The organism is Psychrobacter sp. CX16, from assembly GCF_057396245.1.
The window spans coordinates 1-4,743 of the sequence record NZ_JBXYJF010000054.1 but is presented as its reverse complement, the minus strand read 5'-3'; the positions used below and the strand labels follow the sequence as shown (position 1 = coordinate 4,743).

At 42.2% G+C, this 4,743-nt stretch carries 2 protein-coding genes; both read left to right on the top strand.

The window, feature by feature from the left end:
- Positions 1–4,055 (top strand): beta strand repeat-containing protein (locus tag AC2SLM_RS12725; RefSeq protein WP_486554259.1); only part of this gene is annotated, 4,055 nt, incomplete at its 5' end.
- Between the two features lie 122 nt (positions 4,056–4,177).
- The coding region (locus AC2SLM_RS12720) for a transposase domain-containing protein (protein WP_486552346.1) at positions 4,178–4,743 on the top strand (566 nt) is incomplete at its 3' end.

The window sequence follows — 4,743 nt, the reverse complement described above, 5'->3', positions numbered from 1 at the left end:
ATACCAATGATGGTGACGTAACGGCAGCAGAAGCGTCAGATGCTGATGGTGTGATTACAGTCAATGCAGAAGACGGTAGCACCTCTGTCGTCACGCTAACGGGACCTAATGGCGAAGTAACCAAGACGATTACTAATGATGGTACCGATCAGCCAGTACAATTAACGGCTGAAGAGCTAACAACCTTAGGTGATGGTGACATTACCGTGAGTACTGTGACCACCGATGAGGCAGGTAACAGCAGTGATGCTGACACCACAGGCGGCTTTACCCTTGACACTGGTGCGCCAACACAAACCATTAAGAATACCAATGATGGTGACGTAACGGCAGCAGAAGCGTCAGATGCTGATGGTGTGATTACAGTCAATGCAGAAGACGGTAGCACCTCTGTCGTCACGCTAACGGGACCTAATGGCGAAGTAACCAAGACGATTACTAATGATGGTACCGATCAGCCAGTACAATTAACGGCTGAAGAGCTAACAACCTTAGGTGATGGTGACATTACCGTGAGTACTGTGACCACCGATGAGGCAGGTAACAGCAGTGATGCTGACACCACAGGCGGCTTTACCCTTGACACTGGTGCGCCAACCATCGCAGCTCAAACGTTAAGCTACAATGAAAATCAAGCTGTAGATGCAAACCTTGGACAAGTAACTGCTTCCGATGATGTTGGTGTGACTGGCTATAGTATTACAGCTGGTAATGATGATGGTTATTTTGCAATCGATAACAATGGCAATATTACATTAACCGCAGCTGGTGAAGCGGCAGCCGCAAATGATTTCGAAACTGGCACTAATTCATTCGTCTTAGACATACAAGCTATCGACGCTGCCGGCAATAAAGCGAGTGAAAAGGTAACTCTTGAAGTACAAGACGTTAATGAAGCACCCGTTATATCTGGTGATCTTAAATCGACTGTCGTTGAGAACTATTCTACGGTGATTGATAGAGAAGACTTATACTTTACCGATCCAGATAGCAGTGATTCCGCTGCGAATATCACCTTTAAAGTTACTAATCTTTCGAATGGTAATGTATTTGTAGATGGAAGCGCAGCGTCAACCTTTACAGGAGCTGATCTAGACGCAGGGCTTGTAACTTTTGTCCATGATGGTTCTGATTCTACTACTGATAGTAAAGCTGGTTTTGATGTATCAGTTGAAGATGGTAATGAAGACGGTAGTACACCAACACCACAGACGTTTACAGTCAACATTACGCCATTAGCTGAAGTTACAAATATTACTGTTACAGACGATGTAAATGCGACTAGTGAGCTACCTGGTACGTTATCGGACACTGAAACAAGTATTTCAGGAGTGGCAAGTTCAAATTATGGCGCTGATTATGTTTATTCTGGTGGTGTGGTTGCGGATTCTGATGATGCAACGCCTAGTCAGCAAAACTTAACGAATGACACTACGCCAACGGTAACAGTAACAATTGATAAAGCATTAGTAGAGGGCTACCAATCACTAGAGGTAGTTCGTTATACAGTTGTTGATGGTGTTACTATAGAAGAGCAAGTGATAACGTCACTTGCTAAGAGTAACGATACAGAATACACCTATACTGAACCTACTGAACTGCCAGCAACGTATGGTGCAGAGTATCGTTATGAAGCACGAATCATTAATATTGATAACTCTTCTTCGGTAGAAACCACTGAGGTAGATCCTGATTGGAAGAGCTTAGAGCAAACTGAATTTGTTTTAGATACCATTGAAGAGTCTTTATTGATTTCTGAGGTTTCAGGAACTGGTCCTCTAACTATTTCTGGCGTTAATGCTGAACAGGGAACAGTTGTTGCTTATAGCTATACTAATGAATCTGGTGAATACGTGTTTAATCCTAATGGCGGACCAGAAGGTAATGGCATAATAGCTAGCACTCAAGTAGATGCAGAGGGTAATTGGTCATTAGAATTATCAAGAGAAGATGCTCAAGCTTATCTCGCTATTAATGATGAAGATAACTACGATGGGCTTAATGCGCGTAATGCAGATCCGGAGGTGGATAGTAATGGCAATGACATTTATGATGAGTTCTTACCCTTAGGATTTGTTGATAAAGCCGGTAATGCCACAAATCCGCTTGATCCGATAAAACTGTATTACTTTGAAGAAGATTCTTTTGAAGGTGTCGGGAATTTAAATCCGCTGGATCGCCCTCGCGGTGCTACTAACACCGTATCTGATGGTAATCCGCAGTTCAATACTGTGTTTACGGATGAACGTGATATTATCTATGTGGGGAAAAATATTTCGTCCATTGGTAGCGGCACAAGTAATACCTTCACTGTGGATCTGTTAGGCGGTGATGACACCTTAAATGTTGGTGGTAATCTATTGGCTAATACAACAGTGAATATGGGAGAAGGCAACGACTCCTATATAGGTAGTGGTCTAGTGGGAATTAATAATACAACGACAGCTGTTAATTTAGGTACAGGAGATAACCAAGTATTGACACTAGATAACAATGGTTTGGCAATTTCAAATATTACTATTACTGCTGAAGGTAATGGTAATAACCTAATCAATGTTAATTCTGATGGCTCTGACTCAATTAATAGCAGTATTATTACAACGACAGATGGTGATGATACCTTGATTACTTTAGGCGGGATAGATAGCTCTACTATCGACTTAGGGAATGGTAATAACTCAATTACTACGTCAGGTCCTGTAGATAATGATTCTGTTATCAGAACGGGCTCAGGAGTAGATGTGGTAGAAGTAGGCTTGATTAATCGTGCCGATGTCTCTCTTGGTGATGATGATGATACATTGACTACTACCTCTTATATTTCGGCCGGTCAACTCGATGGTAGAACTCATACGGTCGATTTAGGTGCTGGTAATGACACCCTCAATATAGGTACATATTTGCGCGCTGGTACTGGTAATAGAAATACAATGAATGTCCTTGGCGGAGCAGGTGAAGATAGTATCAATATTGCAGAAGATGTGAGTTCATCTATTAGTGGTCTTGATAGAAGCACTGTATTATTAGATAGTGGTTCTGATAATGATACAATTACTATTGGCGGCGACGTCAGTGGTGGCACTCCCATCAATAGTAAGGTTACTATCTTGAGTGGTACGGGGAATGATACTATTCGTATAAGTGGACAGGTCACCGGCGGTAGTGGCGCTAATAACTCTGCTACTATTGATGCGGGTAATGGTGATGATAATATTATTATCGAAGGTCGAGTATACGGAGGTTTAGGAGGAACTACTGCAGCTAGTATTATCGGTGGAGAGGGTGCTGATACCATTACACTTGGTTCTTTAGAAGGTAGAGGCGCTACAGTCTATACAGGTACCTCTGAGGCCAATGAAGATAATGCTGTGGATACGATTACTATTACTGATATGAAGGGCAGTGGTATTGTCTATCTAGGAAATAACGATATTTTCCAATTAACTGGGGAGATGTCTAATGGTACCGTTAACTTTGCAGCTTCTGATGATACTACTACGTTAAATGCTGTGTCAGGTGGTACTGTGAATATGGGGGCAGGTAATGACACCATTAATGTAGCTAGCTACACAGGTGGTACTGTGAATACAGATGTTGGTAATGATATAGTTAATATCTCTGCTAGCATGACGAATGGCTCTATAAATCTAGGTGATGGCAATGACATCATTAATGTAGCTAGCTACACCGGCGGTAATATTAATGGTGGAGCAGGATTTGATACCTTGAATATTCAAGCTGGTAGTAGTGAGGTTTCATTGTCAGATGTAACCAATATCGAAGCCATTGATCTGCATGGTACAACCCTTGAAGTTACTGATGTTAATCGTGGTGACCTAACGAATGATATTTATATTAGAGGTGATGGGAATAACACAGTGAATATCGGGCGTCAGGCACTAGGTACAAACTATAGTGAGACTGGTACTCAAGGTGGTGGTACTTGGTCAGATACTGGGGATTTGACTCAAGATGGCGTAACTTATGATGTTTGGTCTAATAGCAATGGTAATGATTACACAGTTTATATCGAACAAGGTATCAACGTAATCTAGCCTCCAAACAATCTAACTCCACAAAAAACGCTCTCACTCTGAGTAATGCCAGTCAGTTAAGGCAAAAACCCGAAGAAAAGTAATAAAATAGCCCATCTAATAAGTAGATGGGCTATTTTACTATGAGACTACAAGAAGCTATTAATGAGACGCATAAAAGGATCCCAGACACCCTAGAACAATTTAGTGAATTAATAGACCCTGACTGGATACAGCAGGCCTTAGAATATACAGGCAAAGCGAGCATTAGAAGGCGGAAGCTACCAGCCGAACACGTTGTTTGGCTAGTCATCGGTACAGCCTTATATCGAAACCGTTCCATCTGGTATATCACAGAGCAAATGCGGCTTAATCTAGACTCACAGGCCTGCGTACCCAGTGCTGTTGTACAAGCAAGACAACGCCTCGGGCATGAACCTCTAAAGCAGCTATTTCATCAACTAAGTGCTCACTACCAAACGGAATCACTAGCCCAGCAACAAGACTTCATGGGACTTAGCGTCCAAGCCGTAGATGGCGTCGTATACTCATTGCCATACACCGATGAGAACCTTCAGCACTTTAGCTCAAGCAAAGGTAGGACCAAAGAGGCGCCTTATCCACAAATGCGTTCGGTATGTCTTATCAATACTGACACACATGAGATCATTGACACAACTCTTGGAGATATGGGTCAAGGAGAGATCAC